Origin of the sequence: Caldithrix abyssi DSM 13497 (assembly GCF_001886815.1) — a bacterium.
GTDB lineage: Bacteria > Calditrichota > Calditrichia > Calditrichales > Calditrichaceae > Caldithrix > Caldithrix abyssi.
Window position 1 is genome coordinate 2,978,404 of record NZ_CP018099.1, and the last position, 19,115, is coordinate 2,997,518.

Below are 19,115 nucleotides of genomic sequence, written 5' to 3' on the forward strand. Positions count from 1 at the left end.
GTTTAATACCTTTAAAATTATTTCTTTTAATATAAAGACTCCAAAGCGTCCAGAACTATTCCCGGCGTAAGCACTTCCGGCAAAATTTGTGGTTTTTGACCTGCTTTTCCGGAGTACAACAGATAAAGCGGCACGCTCTGCCGCCCAAAACGGCTTAAGGCACGTGTAATTTCCGGATCGCGGCTGGTCCAGTCCGCTTTAAGCGCAACCACGCCAAGCTCCTTAAATTTATTCTGAACTTCTTCAGAAGAGAAGGCGACTTTTTCGTTCACCTGACAGGAGAGGCACCACGATGCGGTAAAATCGATAAAAACCGGTTTTCCTTCGGCTAACAATTGATTAAGCCGTTCATCGGAATACGGTTGCCACTGAATGCCATCCTTTGAGGCAGACATGGCATCGGGCGTTGCCGCGTATTTATGGTAATTGGCCAGCACATAACCGTTGCTCAGAACCAGAAGGATCAGCGCAATGGCCCAGGCCAGGTAGCGAGTTCTTTCCTTCATGGCCAGGTTTCCCCAGCGGCCGTACACCCAGGCGGCGATGGAAGCAAAGAGCAAATTAAAAAGCACCAGAATAACAACCAGAGAACCGACCTGCTGACTGAGCACCCACAACAACCAGATCACCGTGGCCACCAGTAAAAAGCCCATGAACTGCTTTAAGGATTCCATCCAGCGGCCTGGCTTGGGGACGTATTTGAGCAGAGCCGGAATGGAAGTAACCAAAGCAAAAGGGAAAGCCATGCCCAGCCCCAGAAAGGTAAAAATCAATAAAGAGACATAAGCCGGTTGCGTAAGCGCAAAGCCCAGCGCCCCGCCCATAAACGGCGCGGTACAGGGCGTGGCCACCACGGTGGCAATAATGCCGTCCATAAACGAACCGAAAAATCCGCTCTTCTCCGGCGTTTTGCCGCCGACCGCCGTTAACGAGGTGCCAATTTCAAAAACGCCGAACATGCTTAGGCCCAATAAAAACATGAATACGCTCAAAATGATTAAAAAGGCGGGCGACTGCAGTTGAAATCCCCAGCCCAGTTGTTCGCCGCCGGCTTTTAAAATTAGCAGGGCAATGGCCAGCGCCCAGAACGCCGTCAGTACGCCGGCGGTAAATACCAGACCATGCTGCCAGGGTTTGGTGTGTTCATCCTGTGCCTGATGAATAAAACGCATGATTTTAATGGAAAGCACCGGTAAAACACAGGGCATCAAATTGAGGATCATTCCGCCCAGAAAAGAAAAAAGGATGGCCAGCCAGATACTATTAATGCCCGAAGAAGCCAGCGGCGCCAGATGCTCGCTAACCGGCACCGCCACTTCGACGCCCTTTTCCGAATCCTGACCGCGCCAGCCGGGTTCGGCAAGAATAACGCCTTTCAGAGTGTCAACCAGGCTCTCCGTTTGCTGCGATCTCTTTAAAACAATTAAATAACTGTCGCCTTTCTTTTTAAATTCTTGCTTTGCTTCATATTGAATGATTCCATCGTCATAAGGAATGAAGTACATGGATTGGATGTCGTTTTTAAACCACTCGGGCGGGGTTAATTGTATTTTGTAGAACTGCTCGTCGCCGCTGGCGCTCATCTGCCAGTCTGTTAAAGGATGGGGAATTTTAAAACGCGCATCGGCAAATAGTTGCGTGTATTTTTCGTTGACTTCAGGCGGTTCGTTTTTAACCGGAAGGGTGATTTGCAGTTCTTCGCTCCCGGGAATACATACTTCTTTGCATTCCAGCCAGTCCACGTTAATTTTAATGGTAATAGACTTGCCGGCCGGAACGGTGGGTTTGAGCGTTACCGGCACCAGAAAATATTGTGTTCCCTTATACCCAAAAGTTGTAATGTCCTCTTCGGAAATCACTTCCGGATAGGGCCACTGAACGGGACCGATCTGAACGCCTTCGGGCGCATCGAAAAAGAACTCGGTGGGCTTACCGGTCTCTCCGTAATTTTTGTAGTAAAAATGCCATTCTTCATCCGCGGTCAGCTCAATGGCCAGCCAGATGGTTTCGCCGGGAGTTGCCCACGCCGCTTCGGAATAGACCTGCGCCTGTACATGTTTTGGTTGATCAAAAAGTGATTGTGCCAGGGCTAAGCGCCCCATGCTTAAAATTAAAAAGCCGATTACGGCTGCCAAAACGAACAGACGTTTAGCCCCGAAGGTATTACGATAAAAAGTAAGCGCCATAAAATACTCTCCTGATTTTATTCTGGATTTAATACTCTTTTTCCGATCTTTCCAATTTAAAAATTTATGGTTTCTTTTCCAAACAATGATATTTTTCTTTAATCTAAAAGAAAGTTTGATGTTCCATTTGACCTTTTCGTGACATTTTTTTTTATTTAATGGCCTTTTTGAATATCTTTGTCCTTAAATTTTTGGAGAAAGGATGTTCGACAAAAGACTAAATCGTCAAATATTTAATCTGGCCGTTCCCAATATTCTCAGCAACCTTTCTGTGCCGCTGCTCTCTTCGGTAGATACGGCGCTGGTGGGCCATCTGCCCTCGCCCATTTACATTGGCGCGGTGGCCATTGGCAGCATGATTTTCAATTTTGTTTACTGGGGATTTGGCTTTTTGCGCATGGGTACCACCGGTCTCACCGCCCAGGCGTACGGCAAGCAGGATCATGCCGACATGCGCCTGCAGCTCTGGCGCGCCCTGTTTTTTGCGCTGGGCGCCGGCATCTTGCTTATTGTAACTCAGGATTTAATCGCCTACTTTGCATTTTATTTGATCGACGCTTCGCCAGAAGTGGAAAAATTTGCCAACATCTACTTTAGAATTCGCATTTACGCTGCGCCGGCCACACTGGCCCTTTACGCTGTTCACGGCTGGTTTTTGGGCATGCAAAACGCCCGCCTGCCTTTGATTATTACCGTGACCATCAATTTTTTGAACATCGTTTTTAACCTTATTTTTGTCTTGCAACTGAAAATGACTTCCGACGGCGTGGCGCTGGGCACTCTGCTGGCCCAGTACGCAGGCGTTTTCCTCTCTTTTTTCTTTTTGATTCGCCATTACAAACCATACGTTTCCATCCCCTCGTTTAAGGATATTGTTGAGTGGCTGGAATTAACGCGTTTTTTCAAAGTTAATTTCAATCTTTTCATCAGAACCTTAAGCCTGTTGTTTGCCTTTTCCTTTTTTACCGCTCAGTCGGCCAAACTGGGCGATATTCCGCTGGCTGCCAACAGCGTCTTAATTCAACTGTGGATGATCTTTGCTTATGGGATCGATGGCTTTGCCTTTGCGGCAGAGAGCCTGGTCGGCAAATTTTTAGGCGCAAATGACCGAAAAAATTTAGCGCGTCTGATTAAACAAATCTTTATTTTAGGCAGCGGGTTGGGGCTTTTGATCTCTATCGTTTACGGGTTTTTTGATCGGCAAATTGCGGCGCTGTTCACCAGCAATCGGGCTGTTTTGAATACGATTGCCCAATTTATGCCCTGGACAATCGTCGCGCCTTTTTTAAACAGTTTTTGCTACATCTGGGACGGCATTTACATCGGAGCCACCGCCACCAGGGCGCTGCGCAATGCCATGCTGCTGGCCATATTTGGCGTTTATTTACCGCTACACTATCTTTTAACGCCTGTGTTTGGCAATCATGGAATGTGGGCCGCCTTGCTTTCGTTAATGATTTTTCGAACCGTCACTCTGACGTATTTGAGTCCAAAACATTTAAAGATTCATATAAAAACCATTTTTAGGTGACTCGTTTATGAAGCGAAAATTTTTTGTTCTAATCGTAAGTGTGTGGCTGGCATTGGCCGGTCAGGCCAGCGCGCAGCAAGGCCATTTAAGCGTGTTCAAAGAAGATTTTTATCACTCGTTAACCATTGGCAAGAAACTGGCCGGCGAAATGGTTACGCCAACCGCCGGAAAGGTCGGGCTTACGCTGGGCATATTGGCTCTGACCGTGACAGATGAGGCGGTGATTGATTTTTTCAGGAACCATCAAACGGAAACCAACGACCGGATTTTTAATATAGACTGGATTCACGGCGAAAAGAACGTCCTGTTTCCGGCGGCGTTTGTGTTGTACGCTTACGGTCTTTTTAGCGGCAATTCCGCCATCCGGCAGAGCGGTTTAAAGAGCGGACAGGCCATGTTCTACAGCGGCTTGATCGTCATTACCTTAAAAGAGATGTTCGGGCGAGGTCGCCCCCACCAGAATTACGGCGCCTTTACCTTTCGCCCATTTTCTTTTGCGGAAGGCTGGCGGTCTTTCCCTTCCGGCCATGCCGCACTGAGCTTTGCATTTTCGACCGTGATGGCCGGCTCGATGGAGTCGATGTGGTGGAAGGGCTTCTGGTATTCCAGCGCAGCCTTGGTGGCCGGAGCCAGAATGTACCACGATAAACACTGGCTGAGCGATGTGGTGGCCGGCGGATTGATCGGCTGGTCTGTGGGCCGCTTTGTTTTGAATTACCCAAAAAAAGGGGAAGCGAAATCTTCATTGAACATTTCTCCTTTTTTTAAGACGGGAAAATACTCATTGGCGGGGCTGGCCTTTTCGTTTAGAATCAGGTGAGTTCACGGAAAGTACAGAAAAATTGTTAGAGGTGACTGGGTGAATGGTGGAATGTTTGATTTGAAAATCCCGCAGGGCGGAAATGATAATGGCCCGCCGTTTCAACGGTGGGTAAACGGCAGAACGTAACCGCCCGATCGCCTCGTTGGGGCCAAAAAGCGAAACCGTTTCAACGGTTTACGCCAATGAACAGCGGGCTAACATCCTTCGTAAATAACCGCGTACCTTTCATTCGGAATGCTTATTCCCCATGCCGTAAATTCAGGATGTTGCTGGAAGAAAGTGGCCAGCGGCAACGCGTCCCCCTCCCCCGGACTTTTATGCTGAGAGAAGAGGAACGTGGAGGTGAGGGCTACTCCGGCAAATGATCGCCAACGTTGGTGATGAAATAAGTGTAAGAGTTTATTAGTCGATTGGCTAATTTAAAGGGGCTGTCCCAAAAGTCAAAGACAATGTATTTTTATAAAGTTTTTCTTTCCCTCACCCCCTTTAATTCCCCCTCTCCCGACTTCGGGAGAGCTTACTATATTATAGTTGTCAACAAAAGGATGAAAGAAAAGACTATACTCCTTAAATTGTAAGCTGATTTAAAAAAAAAGAAAGGAGCATAGTCATGGGGAAAATAAACAAAAAAGAGAGAAAATTCAACGAAGAAACCTTATTAGTTACAGTGGATATAGGCAAAAAATTTAATTACGGTTATGCACGTACAAAAGATGGTCAGGAGTTAGAAGTGTTTAAGTTTTTTAACACAGGTAAAGGATTCGAATATTTTTTAAAAAAAGTAGAAAGCTTCAGAGCAAAGACCGGTCTTAAGAATTGTTTATTTGGCCTGGAATCCACTGGCAGCTATGGGCTTGCGCTCATTCATTATCTACATCGAAGGGGCTATGAGATTGTACAAATAAATCCGATGCATACCAAGCGCCTGAAAGAATTAACGGACAATAGTCCCAATAAGACAGATAAAAAAGACCCAAAGGTCATAGCAGATATAATAGAATTAAACAAATATTTAACAGTAATCATCCCAGAGGGAATTTTTGCGGAATTACGCGAATTGGTTCATTTAAGAGAGAAAATACTTGAAGATCTACGAAGGAGTTATAATCGAATTGAGGGACAGTTATTTAAGATATTTCCGGAATTCTCTCAGGTCATGAGAGATTTAACTACAAAGACTTCACGTTATCTTTTGGCTCATTATACTTTACCTCAATTCATATTGGATTTAGGCTTAACAAAGCTAACAGAGCTAATAAAGTCAGTAAGTAAAAACCGATTAGGTGAAGAAAAGGCCCTTGCTTTATATGAAGCTGCTAAGATGAGCGGAGGCATCAAAGAAGGAACCCGGTCCATTGTAATGGAGATCAAGATACATCTTGATCAGATAGATCGTTTAGAATCTTATCAAAAGTCACTAACCCATCTTGAACAAAATTTAAGCCCAAATCACCAAATTTCCACCTTCGGTTTTTGTAAGTTATTGGTTTTTTTGGATCGAGTTTTCGAGATGTCGTTGTAGTGCCCCATACTATATTGGTTTCCCCCTTGACTTAATTGACTGATATGATTATATTTGAACATGTTTATTAAAGAAGTCACAAAAAAGAATAAAGGGTACGATAAAACCTTCGTTTACCATCAATTGGTCGAATCCTATCGTACTGAAAAAGGCCCAAGACAAAGAAAATTGCTCAACCTGGGCAAGCTTACCATTCCTAAAGACCAATGGAAAACACTTGCCAATCGCATCGAAGAGATCATAAGCGGACAAACTTCACTGATCGAAGTGGATGAGCAAATTGAACAATTAGCCCAGCGCTATGCCTCGCTTTTAATTCAAAACAAACTAAAACAAGAAAAGGTAGAAAAAAAAGAAAGCCCACAGGAAACCGAGACCATTTTTACGGGCTCTGTCAAATTCAGAGATGCTCGCAGTATAGGAGGCGAATACATCAGTTTGATGATGTTAAGAAAGCTTAAGTTCAATGAACTTTTAAAAAAGCTGGGCTTTAAGGAGAAGGATATTAAACTGGCCGAACTGTTGATCGTTGGGCGCCTGGTGCACCCCTCAAGCGAATGGGCGACCTTACGCTGGGTCAAAAAGCAAAGCGCCATCGATGAGCTTTTAGAGTTAGACCTTTCAAGACTTTCTCACAATAAACTTTATCGAATTACGGATCAATTATTAGAACATAAGGACAAAATCGAAAATGGTTTGGTAGAGCAAGAACGACTGTTATTTTCTTTGCAGGAAAAGATCATCCTGTACGATTTAACCAATACATATTTTGAGAGCAGCCGTACCAGCGAGCTCAAGGCTCGCGGACGCAGTAAAGACAAGCGTTACGATATGCCCCTGGTGACTTTAGGCCTGGTATTGGATGAGGATGGATTCCCCAAGGAGAGTCGTCTTTTCTCTGGCAATGTTTCCGAACCAGAGACTTTGTCTAAAATTCTGGATACGATAGGCGGCAAAGTCAGGAAATTGATTATTTTAGATGCCGGGATTGCCACAGAAGAGAACTTGCAACTGATCACAAAGCGTGGACACGACTATCTGGTTGTCTCACGCAGTAAACCGGAAATTGAGATCGAAGAAAATGCTTTTAAGCAGATTAATCACGATCAACCCCATAAAGTGGAAGCCTATCTTTACCGTAAGGATAAGGAGCTTTATTTATACTGTCGCAGCGCCTCAAGGCAAAAGAAAGAGGAAGCCATTCGACAATTTCATCAGCAGCGCTTTGAGGCGGAGTTGAAGTATGCGGCGGAAAGTTTACACAAGAAACGAGGCACCAAGAAATATTCCAAGGTTTTAGAACGCATTGGCCGCATAAAGGAACGTCATGCAAAGGTGGCCTATTTTTATGATATTACGGTTGAGCACCATAATGGTATCGTAACAGAGATCAGCTGGAAGATAAAAGACGAGCAAAAGATGGATGATCGATTTTCCGGCACATATTATTTGCGGACGAGTCGTCTGGATTTAACAGATCGCCAGATCTGGCAACTCTACATCAGTTTAACGGATGTGGAGGATGGATTTCGCTCGTTGAAGAGTGAGTTAGGCTTAAGGCCTAATTTTCACCAGAAGGATAAGCGCATTGAGGGGCATATTTTCATTTCGATTTTAGCCTTTCATGTATTGATAAGTCTTCAAAAACAATTACATGATGCCGGCGTTTATCATCGCTGGTCAACCATTCGTGAATTACTTTCCGTACAGCAGCGCGTAAGCGTTGAGATGAAAACGCAGAAAGGAGATTTATTAGTCATAAGAGATACGACCGAGCCGGAAGCGATCCATTATTTAATGGCGCAGGCATTTAAGATCAAGCCCAAGCCATTAGGTATGAAAAAGATAAGAATTTAAATATTGTAGTGGTAATAAAAAAGAACGACATGTTGTTTTTAAATAACTTAAATCGTTTTAGTGTTCAAGATGGGCTAAAGGATGAGATAGAGAATTATTTAAAAGAAGTGCCATACAGCAGGAACATATTATCCATAAAAGGGATAGGACCCATAATCGCAGCCATTTTAATAGGAGAGTTAGGAGATATCCGCAGATATAAAAGTTATCGTGAGTTAGAGAAGATAGCGGGATTAAACCTGTATGAAGTCAGTTCTGGCCAACATAAAGGTAAACATCACATAAGCAAACGCGGTCGGAGTTTATTAAGAAAAGCTCTTTTTTATATAGCCATCAATGCAAGTAGAGGTATCTTACAAGAAGTTTATCAGGTACATAAGGAGAAAGGGATGGCCAGCGCCAAGGCTTTAACGGCGTTATCCAGAAAGATATTAGCCATTATTTTTGCATTAGTAAGAGATGATAGTTTCTACATAGAAGGCTATAAAAAATCAAATAAAGCAGCCTAAAAGCAACAATTTGAGATATGGCGGGAAGACCTTCGGCCCCCCCATAAAGGCATACAGATAGTATGACCTTCGGTAAGAGAGCAAAAAAAGGCTTCCCGTCATATTTACCTTAGTTCCGATTAAGTAAGATAAGAGCTGTTAAAATACAGACTCTCGAATATCAGGGTAGAACAAGGTAAAATATCTCAAAAAATAGGCGAAAAAGTTATCCACAATAATTAACATATTAAAAAGAAAGGAGTTAGGTGTGTAAAAAATGAGTTATCCACATATCCACACCCTCTACAGGGGCTGTCCCAAAAGTAAATCAAGATGTATAAATATGCAGGTTTTTAAATATAATTTTATTGGTAAATGTGATACGAAATTATGGAAAAGGTAAAAGATTTCAACAAAAAAACATGAATAAAAACAAGATTTAAATTGGTTCTATTTATTGTCTTTAGCACATAAAATAACTTGCATTAATAACTTGAAAATATTAAATTTAAAATAAAAACCATGAAGCCAAAAAGTTGTCGAAAAATCCCATTTAAAACCACCGATCAAAACCAACTTACTATTCTTCCGCCTTCATTAGATGAGCTCATAGAACCCAATCATATGGTTCGGTTTATCAATGCCATCATAGATAAGATGGATATTGATTTTTTAATTAAAGAATACAAAGGAGGCGGTCGGGCCGCGTATCATCCGCGGATGCTATTAAAAGTAGTCATTTATGCCTATACGCAGAAGATATTTACTTCGCGCCAGATAGCTAAGGCCTTAAGAGAGAATATTCATTTCATGTGGTTATCAGGGAACAGTCGTCCGGATTTTAGGACGATAAATCGTTTTCGTTCATCACGATTGAAGGGAAAAATAGAGGAAGTATTCACCTATGTAGTTGAGCAATTATTGGAGTTGGGCTATATCGAATTAAATGATCTTTTTATAGACGGGAGCAAATTTCAGGCGAATGCGAATAAATACAAGGCCGTCTGGAAGAAGAATGTAGACCGTTACCAGAGAGTACTTCAAGAGAAGCTAAAGGAATTACTAAAGAAGATAGATAACGAGAATGATTTAGAGAATCGTTTATACGGTAATAAAGATTTAGGAGAATTAGGAGAGGATGTTAATTTAAGCTCTCATCAGATTGAACAAATAGTAGATATATTGAATGAGCGGTTAAAAAAGGAACCGGACAATAAGGAATTAAAGAGAGCAAAAAATAAAATAGAGAAGGATTATTTACCGCGCCAACGTAAATATGAAAAACAACGAAAGCTTCTAAATGGTAGGAATAGCTATAGCCAGACGGACCCGGATGCTACCTTTATGAGTAAGAAGCGGGATCATCATAATAATACGGATTTGCTTCCGAGTTATAATGTTCAGGTAGGAAGTGAGAATCAATTTATAGTGAATTATACGATAAATCAGAACGCGAATGATAGCGTATTATTAAAGCCCTTTATGGAGTCATACAAGCGTTGTTATGGTAGGCAACCAAATCGAGTAATAGGCGATGCAGGCTATGGAAGTGAGGAGAATTATGCATATTTGGAATCAGAAGGTGTAGAAGCTTATATCAAATACAGTAGTTATTACAAAGAGCAAAAGAAGTCATACAAAGAGAATCCTTTTTTGATAGATAACATGCGGTATGATCCTGAATTAGATCGCTATGAATGTCCTGCCGGTCGGTATTTAGAATATGTTGGAGAACAGGAAAGTGTTACGTCGACGGGATTTAAAGTAAAGCATCGTATTTACCGTAGTGAGAGTTGTGAAGGCTGTGCATTGAAAGAGAAGTGCTACAAGGGCCAGACTGCACGTGTTGTTAGAGTAAATGTCATGCTTAATGATTATAAAAAGCAGGTTCGTTCTCGATTGAATACGGAAGAAGGAAGAAAATTAATCAGCAAACGAGGTTCGGAGATAGAAACAATTTTTGGACAAATAAAGCATAATCTTGGAATAAGGGGCTTTTTATTAAGAGGATTAGATAAAGTAAAAACAGAATTTGGTATAATAGCAGTGGCGTATAATTTAAAAAAGATGTTTAATCAGATGAAAGAGTTTGGTTTAGTTAACGAGATGTATAAATATAGCGCTAACATCTTTTTTAATTTACACCGTGCAAGCCAGAGTCAAAATTTAGGCCTAAAAAATACCATATTAGAAACGTTAGAGCGATTTTTTATAGAAATTAAGGAAAAAATAGTTGTTAAATATTCATCTTGTCTCTTCAACGCCAAAATATGTTTTGTATAAAAATTTACTTTCATCGACTTTTGGGACAGCCCCTTTATTATTAAAATATTTGACTATAATAAATCAGGGGGGAAGGGGGTGAGGGCTATTGTAAACTTTTCTCTATTTTTTGCATATATATATATTTGATGTCACTTTTGAGACACCCTCGAAATGATTATAGCGAAACCGTTTCAACGGTTTGCGCAATGTACATTGGATCACCATTCTTCATAAACAGGCTCTTTCCTTCCATTCAGAACGCCTTCCCCCGTGCCACAAATCCCAAACACTGTTGGAAAAAATTACCCACCGACAACGCCAAAAATTATCGCTGCAATGGACAAATTTTTATTTTAAAACATTCTTTGCACCCTTTGTGACTTCTCTGTGCGCTGTGCGCCGTGCGCTCTGTGGTTGCTTAAATCCCTGCGAAATGTTTAAGGAAAAATTTTGAACTCCCAAAAATCAATCATGATAATCCTGAAATCATGTAAATCATGGTTCAAACTTCACTAACAGTCATTCAAAATCACAATTCATTGGATGATGTCCAGCCCGGGTAATCTTTAACAGCGTCTGCGCCGAAAAAAGTCTAAGAGTTGAATGATGGAATTCCACCACCCTATTTTAAAAACAGGGGTTCATTAAAGATGTTTTCGATTTGTTTTTCCTCAATAATGGGGCCCGAAGAAAAGATCACCAATTTTTCTACCACATTTTTCAATTGCCGCACATTTCCCGGCCAATCGAACTGTTTAAGGAGCTCAATGGCCGTATCAGAAAAATCCAGAATTTTTTTATTGTACTGATCGGTTGCCTTGCTCAACAAAAAGCGGGCAATATGCGGAATGTCTTCTCGGCGTTCGCGCAATGGCGGGATGTGGATGTGTAATACATTCAAGCGGTGATAAAGATCCTCGCGAAACTTCTTTTCAGCAATCAATTCTTCTAAATTTTGATTGGTGGCGCTAATAATTCGGCAGTTCGCCTTGTAGGTTTTATTGTCGCCCAACATGCTAAACTCGCCAGTATCAAGAATTTTGAGAAGTTTGGCCTGCAGGTAAATATCCATATCGCCGATTTCATCTAAAAACAGCGTGCCATCCTGTGCCAGATGAAATTTACCTTTTTTAGTTTCCACCGCGCCGGTAAAGGCCCCCTTAACATGACCGAACAATTCGCTTTCCAGCAATTCATTGGGAATGGCGGCGCAGTTGATTTTTATGAATGGTTTGCCGGCACGGGGACTGTTGTAATGCAAGATGTTGGCCACCAGTTCTTTACCGGTGCCCGTTTCTCCGGTAATCAACACTTTTGCATCAGCGGTGGAAAAAATCTTGATTTTTTTAAAAACCTCTTTCATCACGGGGCTTTCGCCGATCATCTGGTATTTTTCGTCAATGGCCGTTAAAAGCATGTCGCGTTCCTTAGACCACGCATTGCGCTCGATGGCGTGCTTCAGCATCATGATCAAACGCTCGGGCTCAATCGGTTTTTCGATAAAATCGTAAGCGCCTTTTTTCATGGCGTGGACAGCCAGAGGGATGTTACTTTGACCAGAAATAAAAATCACGGGAACCAGCGGGTCCTCTTCCATGATCTTATCCATCAACTGAATGCCATCCAGACCCGGCATTTTCATGTCAAGCAAAATGCAGTCGTAAGAATTATTTTTAATTTGCTCCACTGCTTTAAAAGGATCGATGGCCACCTCTACGTCAAACTCAAATTTGGTGAGCAATTTTTTTAGAGCCTTTAAAAAATCTATGTCGTCGTCCACGGCTAATAAGCGGTGTTTCTTCTCCATGAAATGTCCTTTTCTTGTTGCACCTTAATCTCTTTGGGAATGATGATCTGAAATTTTGTCCCCTTATGCAGTTCGGAATCAATGAGAATCTCACCCTGATGATTGGCCACAATTTGTTTTACGAACACCAGCCCCAGGCCGGTTCCATGTGTTTTGGTGGTAAAGCTGGGTTCAAAAATTTTGTCTTTTACCGCCGAAGGGATACCGATTCCGCTATCGGAAATATTAATACAAATAGCATCTTTATGCTTCTCGCGGGCAAATGATGCGGGATAGGTGCTGATGCGAATTTCGCCCTGGGCCCCGACAGCATCCAGCGCGTTTTCAACCAGTTCTTTAAACACCACTCTTAACTGATCGGCGTCGGCCGTAATAAGCCTGGCTTCATCTGAAATATCTTTTACAATTTTTACCTGCTCTGGCGGATGAAACTGCAAAAGCGTTTCATCGCACAACTCTGCCAGATCGATAATATTAATTTTCAGTTTATTTAACTGCGCGATCTTTGAATAATTATTGGTGATGGATTGAATTCGATTCACTTCATGATTAATATTTTTCAGGTCTTCCTGCACTTCCGGATCTTCAATATTGTTGATAATGTATTTTAACGTCTCAACCGAAAACTTGATGGTAGCCAGTGGGGTTTTAATATCATGCGCCATTTTGCGCACCAGACGATGAATAAGGTCTTCTCGCTCGTTCAATATTTCCTGTGAAAGGTCATAAATTTCGACCACGTAACCAATGGTGGAACGCAATCCCTGAACAGGATAGCCTATCAGCCGTCCCTTCAGAATCGATTTATTACTAAATATGGTCAGTTCTTCATTAATCTCCTGCCCGTAGAGTAATAAATTTTCTAATTGCGCTTTTAACTGCGGCAGAGTCTGTAAAACAATCTTAAAATGCCTGCCCCGGTATTTTTCCATGGGCATGTGAAGCATGTCGGATATATTTTTATTAAAACCTGTTAAATGCCCCTGCGCATCAAAAAACATCACGCCCTTATTGGGTATATTAAGATGCCTTTTTATAAATCGGTAATAAAAGAGAATGGAGTTAAAGTAACGTAAAACGAGGAGTCCTACAAAAATGAACATTCCTAATAATAATAAATAAATGAGCCATTGCGAAAATACAAATCCCGTAGCCAGCGATAACTCTGGTTGTTCCCCGCCAATGATAAAGCACGGATTTTTGAATACTCCGGCAAAAATGCATTTTAGCATGTTTTTTACTCAATTAGAATTTCATCAATACTTTTAATACAAAGTTTGTTCTTATCGAATATACACTTTAATCGCTTTTTCTGCAATGCCGATTACAGAAAATTTTTAATTTTAAGCCAGAGTTTTCCGAAATAAATGGTTAGGAAGGCGCCTTAAAAGGAATTTTAATTTGCCCATATCTTTTTTTAATTCGCGCAAAATATGGTGAACCCAAAATCCCCAGAGCCTGCACAAGAGCAGAAGTCGTTCTCAACTAAAAACAAAAATTGAAGCCTATTGTTGAATTTGTTAAAATTCCGATAAGTTCACTTATTTACCGGAGGTGTCCGTCATGAAAATTGTAAGCGTAGAACAGATGAGACAAATGGATCAAACAGCCATAAGCGAATTCGGCATTCCGGATCAGTTGCTCATGGAAAATGCAGGTCTGGCTTCCTACGAAAAAATCAGAGACCGTTTTGATTTACAGAAAGATAAATTTTTAATTGTCTGTGGCGGGGGGAACAACGGCGGAGACGGACTGGTGGTTGCCCGCAAACTTTTTTCCAACGAGGCAAAGGTGCAGGTTGTGCTGTTGAGCAATCCGTCAAAATTTAAAGGTTCGGCCCATTTGAATTATCAGATCGCTCAGCAAATGAAAATCCCCACTCAATCCATTGAAAATGCTCAGGACTTTGAAACCCTTTTACCGGCATTTGATGTCATAGTGGATGCCATTTTCGGTACTGGCCTGGATCGTGAAGTGGGAGGCAAATACCGCGACATTATTCAGGCCATTAACCGGAGCGGAAAGCCAGTAGTTAGCATTGACATCCCTTCCGGTATTAACGGCAACACGGGCCAGGTTATGGGAATTGCCGTTAAGGCCGATATGACCATCACCTTTGGTCTGCCCAAGCTCGGCAATTTACTATTGCCGGGTTTTGAATATAACGGGCAACTGTTTGTTACCCATATTTCATTTGCGCCGAAAATCTTCAACAATCCAGAAGTGCAGACACAAACAAACGATCCGGTGGAACTTCCGGAACGCCCGACAGACGCCCATAAGGGGTTTTGCGGTAAGGTGTTGTTTGTGGCCGGCGCGGCCAATTACCTTGGCGCGCCCTATTTTGCGGCTCACGCCTTTTTAAAAGCAGGCGGAGGACTTTCCTATCTGGCAACGCCCCGTCAAATTGCCTCCACCATCGCCATGCAGGGACCGGAAATTATTTTTCAGCCCCTGCAGGCCACCGAATCGGGAAGCATTGCCCATGAGAATCTGGACTTTCTGCTGGAATTTTCCGAAGATATGGAAATGGTCATTGTGGGGCCGGGCGCCTCGCTTCAAGCTGAAACCCAACAATTGATCAGAGACCTGCTGGAAAAAAGCCCAAAGCCGGTATTAGTGGACGGCGACGGCTTAACGGCGGTGGCTAAAGATCCTGCCTGCATTAAATTCCGACAGGCCCCAACCATTTTAACCCCGCATCCTGGCGAAATGGCGCGCCTGCTAAACATCAGTATCGGCGAAGTGCAGAAAAACAGAGTGGAAGTTTTACGCCGCGCCTGTAAGGAGTTGAATGCCATAATTGTGTTAAAAGGCGCCCACTCTTTAATCGGGCACCCCGACGGACGGGTTTATATGAACCTCTCTGGAAATCCGGGCATGGCCACAGCCGGTAGCGGCGACGTTTTAACGGGAACCATCGCGGCCATGTACGCCCTTTTAAAAGATCCCTTACTGGCCACGCGCATCGGCGTCTTTTTGCATGGACTGGCCGGCGATTTAGCCGCCCAGAAGATGGGAATGGACGGTCTGTTGGCCGGCGATATTCTCCAGCATTTACCAGAGGCTTTGCAACACTATCGCCGCCACTGGCGGGAAATGAAAAATCAGAATTACGGAAAAATATCATTAGTTTAAAAAATGATTCCCCAAAAAACGTAGGCGGATTATTCTGAAGAGCGCTAACGTTCAAAACTTAAAAACGGGAAAAGTATGACATTTAACAAAGACTACTGGAGCGCATTTTACCTTCAGGAAAAACCACCGTGGGATATGCGGCGCGTTTCGCCGCCGTTAAAGGCCTATTTCGACCAACTACCTCGCAAAGACCTGATGATTTTAATCCCCGGAGCCGGCAACGCGTGGGAAGCCGAATACTTGTGGCAGCAGGGCTTTAAAAATGTTTTTGTGGTGGATATTTCTCCTCTACCGCTGCAAAATTTTAAGTCGCGCGTTCCGGACTTTCCGGATGAGCAGCTTTTAAATGTCGATTTTTTCGAGCTAAAAGGTCAGTACGATTTGATTGTGGAACAGGTGTTTTTTTGCGCTTTACATCCCTCCCAACGCACGGCCTACGCTCAAAAGATGCATGAACTGTTAAAACCAGGCGGAAAACTGGCGGGCGTTTTGTACGATTTCCCGTTGGATGCAGAAAATCCCGATCCGCCATTCGGCGGCTCTCTGGAAGAATATTTAACCTATTTCAAACCGCTATTTCAGATTAAAACGTTTGAACGCTGCTACAACTCCCACCCGCGTCGCCAGGGACGGGAACTGTTTATGATTTTGATTAAAGCGTAGTTCTGCGGCAGAATAATTTTGGCGCGTCCTTACAACTTACCATTGGATCACGCGCTGCCAACTGTTGAGCGATATGCGCTTTTTACAGATTTGCGCGGTACGGCAGATGTGAGCAGAGACTCGTCAGGCAATCAATCGGCCAACCATTCAAACAATCTTCCTCTGGCCGATTTTTTTTTCAAAACTGAATGTCCCCCAAAAATTTAAAAATTCTTTTAATTTAATTCTTTGATATTTAAAGTATTAGAGAGGTTTTTTTCTTTAATACTCACCCTCTTATTCCTACTCCTTGCTCTGTGAGTCTTTTTTAACAGAGAGGGCGAGATAAATTCACCTAACATGTTGGAATAGCCGGAGTTAGGAGATGAGTCAATAATCGCGTTTTGCAAACATTTTGATATTCTTTTTAAAAATCTTGAAAAAAATATCAAAAATATATATCTTTAAAATGCGTTATGATTTAGATTGAACACAAGGAAGTGATTCATTAAAAATGATCATTAGTAAACGTCGCTATTCGATTAATGCTGTAAACCCCAACGTAGTAAATTTTACAAAAAAAGTGGACATTCAAAATTTCCTTTTTTATATTTCGAACAAATGTTATTTGTTAAGTTTAATCGTTTCAAGTTTAATCAATAATTTGGTGAGGTATTATGAAATCAAAGTATCCGGGAATCAGCAGAATCGATTCCAAGCACACGCATGGTTGGTATGTGCGTGTATATGCCAAAGGCGGCGTATTTGTCTCTAAATTATTTAGCGACAAAGCTTACGGCGGAAAGCAACAGGCGCTGAAAAACGCCATCAAGTTTCGCGACCACAACCGAATGGTCGCCGAATTGGAAAAAGCGAAGTACAAAAGCACAAAGCGAAAACCGTTTTACAACAAAAAGCCCAAAAACTCCACCGGCGTTACAGGTGTAAATGAAATTAAAGGGATTGTCAACGGTCGCGAAGTGCATTACTTTCAGGCCACCTGGAGTGAAGAAGGAAAATTGCACACCAAAAAATTTTACATAAACAGTAAACGCACCCGCGAAGAGGCCTTTGAATCGGCCGTAAAATACCGCAAAATGATGGAAGAAATACTCTATAAAAAATGGTTAGAGAAAAACAAGGCCAAAGAAACGGTTTAACTCCTTTTAATCGGGTTTTTTATGATCGATAAAAAACCCGATTTTTAAATCCCATCGTACAGAGCGTCTATCAATGTGCGCGCTTTTTCAAAATCATCCTGATCTACGTACAAATCCACGCCATTCAGGGTGGAAGATGAAGCGCCGCCCAGAATGCCCACATCCGGGCTTTTTAAGACGCATCCAATATTATTACTTTCCAATATTTCGCGCGCCTGTTCTGCAAAGGGGCGATTGGGAAAGTTTTTTAAAAATTTTAATCGTTCCATGGTTGCCTCCGTTTTGGTTTGATTCGTATGTTTGCTCTAAAAAGGGTTATTGGTCATCTCGATCCCTCTCTGACAGGACGGAAATCTTATATCTCTAACCAAAATCCTTTTATTAGAGTTGACCCATCCATATTAATCAAAAAAAGCGCCAGACACAACATATTTGCAAAGAATGAGAATGCAAGTTCATGAGGAAGTGCCTGCGAGTGTTTTTTGTATTGTTAAATACAATCAACGGCCTTCTGGTCAAACCGTTGCCCGCCAGACAGGACGCCGTTTTTTTCTCTGACAGGCGGCATACAAAACCATACTTTTCTTCTTGCCCTTCCCTGCTTCGCCTACTGCCTGCGCAAGTTCTGTTTAAGCAAACGCTCCATCAGACGGCGGATCAATTCTTCGCTTTGAATATGGACGGCGATTTCGCAATTGGGCGGCTTTGTTTCATCCACAAGGGTTCTGCCCTGGCGGTCGATGGAAACATGCACCTTTCTGGTGGCAAACAATTCCGGCCACAGTACCAGTCCGATGGCCACGGGATCGAACATCGCAGGGTCTACATGGGCGTACGATTCATAAAGCCACAGGCTGTACAAAGCGCACAGGGCGTCGGTCAATGGCGAGTTGCGGTAAAGCAGACGCATTCTGTTTTGTTCGTTTAGTTTTACAAAAGCGGTCACATCCAGTCCGGCAAAAAGGGGTAACACGTCGGCATCCAGCAGCATGCGGGCCGCTTGCACATCGGCTTTAACGTTCCACTCTGCTGTGGGCTTTGAACCCACGGCATAGCCCATGTAAAACGAGCCGAACATGGAGACAACGCGTTTAGCCCGTTTTAAGGCGCCGGGATCTTTTTTAAGGACTTCGCCAATATTAGAAAGCGGACCGGCGGTGAAGAGGATAACTTCGTTGGGATATCGCTTCAGATTTTCAATGATAAAGTCGGCTGCATTCTGGGAAATGGGTTTCACTTTGTCAAATCCAGCAGCCCAGGCGAACTGCTGCGCGTCCGGCGCTATGGTCGTATCTTTGCCCACAATTAAGGGAGTGGGCTTGCCGACGACCACGGGAATCTCTTCCCGGCCGCATTCATACAGCAATCGACCGGCCACCTGCGCCCGTTTGTGTGTGTTGCCGTGCGTCATTACCAGCCCCAGGACTTCGAACTCCGGGCTGGCCAGGATGAGGGCCACGGCAAACGCATCGTCAAGGCCGCTGCCCAGATCGCAATCCAGAATGACCTTTTGTTTTTCCGCGCCATTTACCAGTTGAATAAAGAACAAAAGGATCAACAGCGATAGGATCGTTTGTCTCATTTTAAACTTCCCGTAAAAATCAAACCATGCTTTTAATTGGACAAATTATCCAAAACGTTAATTCAACACAAATTTAGCGTACTGCAGAAGAGAGCGCAGCAATTTGATTTTTTT

At 42.8% G+C, this 19,115-nt stretch carries 14 protein-coding genes; 9 read left to right on the forward strand and 5 right to left on the reverse strand.

The genetic code is table 11. The features are described from left to right. Window positions 1–26: 26 nt before the first annotated feature. Window positions 27–2,186, reverse strand: a complete 2,160-nt coding sequence (locus tag Cabys_RS11620; protein WP_006930674.1) for a protein-disulfide reductase DsbD family protein — start codon at window positions 2,184–2,186, stop codon at window positions 27–29. A gap of 202 nt (window positions 2,187–2,388) precedes the next feature. On the opposite strand from Cabys_RS11620, the gene Cabys_RS11625 reads away from it, so the two are divergent. From Cabys_RS11625 to Cabys_RS11650, 6 genes are all read left to right on the forward strand, one after another. Next, window positions 2,389–3,717, forward strand: coding sequence for an MATE family efflux transporter (locus Cabys_RS11625; protein ID WP_006930675.1), 1,329 nt, complete (start codon window positions 2,389–2,391; stop codon window positions 3,715–3,717). A 7-nt stretch (window positions 3,718–3,724) separates the two neighbouring features. After that, window positions 3,725–4,537, forward strand: coding sequence for a phosphatase PAP2 family protein (locus tag Cabys_RS11630; protein ID WP_006930676.1), 813 nt, complete (start codon window positions 3,725–3,727; stop codon window positions 4,535–4,537). Between the two features lie 613 nt (window positions 4,538–5,150). Continuing rightward, window positions 5,151–6,062 carry an IS110 family transposase gene (locus Cabys_RS11635; protein WP_071961285.1) on the forward strand — a complete coding sequence of 304 codons (912 nt, stop codon included), beginning with the start codon at window positions 5,151–5,153 and terminating at the stop codon, window positions 6,060–6,062. Between the two features lie 60 nt (window positions 6,063–6,122). Further along, entirely contained in the window at window positions 6,123–7,919 is a 1,797-nt protein-coding gene (locus Cabys_RS11640; protein ID WP_006930677.1) for an IS1634 family transposase, read from the forward strand. Window positions 7,920–7,948: 29 nt separating this feature from the next. Continuing rightward, window positions 7,949–8,428 (forward strand): IS110 family transposase, encoded by a 480-nt coding sequence (locus tag Cabys_RS11645; protein WP_044281401.1) that lies wholly within the window; start codon window positions 7,949–7,951, stop codon window positions 8,426–8,428. 501 nt (window positions 8,429–8,929) lie between these two features. Beyond that, window positions 8,930–10,690: an IS1182 family transposase gene (locus tag Cabys_RS11650; protein WP_006930678.1), complete on the forward strand. Its 1,761-nt coding sequence runs from the start codon at window positions 8,930–8,932 to the stop codon at window positions 10,688–10,690. 604 nt (window positions 10,691–11,294) lie between these two features. Here Cabys_RS11650 and Cabys_RS11655 read toward each other — a convergent pair. Next, window positions 11,295–12,479: a sigma-54-dependent transcriptional regulator gene (locus tag Cabys_RS11655; protein WP_006930680.1), complete on the reverse strand. Its 1,185-nt coding sequence runs from the start codon at window positions 12,477–12,479 to the stop codon at window positions 11,295–11,297. Continuing rightward, window positions 12,455–13,711, reverse strand: coding sequence for a sensor histidine kinase (locus tag Cabys_RS11660; protein WP_006930682.1), 1,257 nt, complete (start codon window positions 13,709–13,711; stop codon window positions 12,455–12,457). The genes Cabys_RS11655 and Cabys_RS11660 overlap by 25 nt, the downstream gene beginning before the upstream one ends. A gap of 331 nt (window positions 13,712–14,042) precedes the next feature. On the opposite strand from Cabys_RS11660, the gene Cabys_RS11665 reads away from it, so the two are divergent. The 3 genes from Cabys_RS11665 (at window position 14,043) to Cabys_RS11675 (ending at window position 17,419) form a co-directional block, all read left to right on the forward strand. Then, on the forward strand, window positions 14,043–15,617 hold the full coding sequence (locus Cabys_RS11665) for a bifunctional ADP-dependent NAD(P)H-hydrate dehydratase/NAD(P)H-hydrate epimerase (RefSeq protein ID WP_006930684.1): 1,575 nt from the start codon (window positions 14,043–14,045) through the stop codon (window positions 15,615–15,617). Window positions 15,618–15,692: 75 nt separating this feature from the next. Beyond that, the gene (locus tag Cabys_RS11670; RefSeq protein WP_006930688.1) at window positions 15,693–16,280 is read left to right on the forward strand and encodes a methyltransferase domain-containing protein; all 588 of its coding nucleotides are present in this window, start codon (window positions 15,693–15,695) and stop codon (window positions 16,278–16,280) included. Between the two features lie 656 nt (window positions 16,281–16,936). Next, on the forward strand, window positions 16,937–17,419 hold the full coding sequence (locus Cabys_RS11675; RefSeq protein WP_006930690.1) for a hypothetical protein: 483 nt from the start codon (window positions 16,937–16,939) through the stop codon (window positions 17,417–17,419). A 44-nt stretch (window positions 17,420–17,463) separates the two neighbouring features. Here Cabys_RS11675 and Cabys_RS11680 read toward each other — a convergent pair whose 3' ends face one another. Next, entirely contained in the window at window positions 17,464–17,688 is a 225-nt protein-coding gene (locus Cabys_RS11680; protein ID WP_006930692.1) for a putative signal transducing protein, read from the reverse strand. Window positions 17,689–18,026: 338 nt separating this feature from the next. Then, the gene (locus Cabys_RS11685) at window positions 18,027–19,001 is read right to left on the reverse strand and encodes a nucleoside hydrolase (RefSeq protein ID WP_006930694.1); all 975 of its coding nucleotides are present in this window, start codon (window positions 18,999–19,001) and stop codon (window positions 18,027–18,029) included. Between the last annotated feature and the right edge of the window lie 114 nt (window positions 19,002–19,115).